The sequence below is a fragment of the Ciceribacter ferrooxidans genome (genome assembly GCF_004137355.1).
In the GTDB taxonomy this organism is placed as follows: domain Bacteria; phylum Pseudomonadota; class Alphaproteobacteria; order Rhizobiales; family Rhizobiaceae; genus Allorhizobium; species Allorhizobium ferrooxidans.
Genome location: NZ_SDVB01000086.1, coordinates 1 through 258, shown reverse-complemented (window position 1 = coordinate 258; position 258 = coordinate 1). Strand labels below are relative to the sequence as shown.

The window sequence follows — 258 nt, the reverse complement described above, 5'->3', positions numbered from 1 at the left end:
CGCGAAGGCGGTCGTTGTCGGCCGCAACGGAATGCTTGAGCGCACGCAGGATGCTCATTGCATTCCAGCAGCGCGCGTCGGTGGCTTCCCGCTCGGTGATGATGGTGGCTCCGTCGGCGAAGCCGTGGGGCAGGTTCCGGTCCACGGTGCCGATGGTGTATTCCAGACCGTCCTTCTCCAGGAGGTAGGTCGGGCGCACTCCCACGACGATCACCGTTCCGTTTGCCAACGTTGCGCGGTAGTCGAATGTGTGGTGGG

At 64.3% G+C, this 258-nt stretch carries 1 pseudogene; it reads right to left on the bottom strand.

The features are described from left to right. Nucleotides 1–258: pseudogene (locus EUU22_RS02085) on the bottom strand (hypothetical protein); the annotation flags it as partial.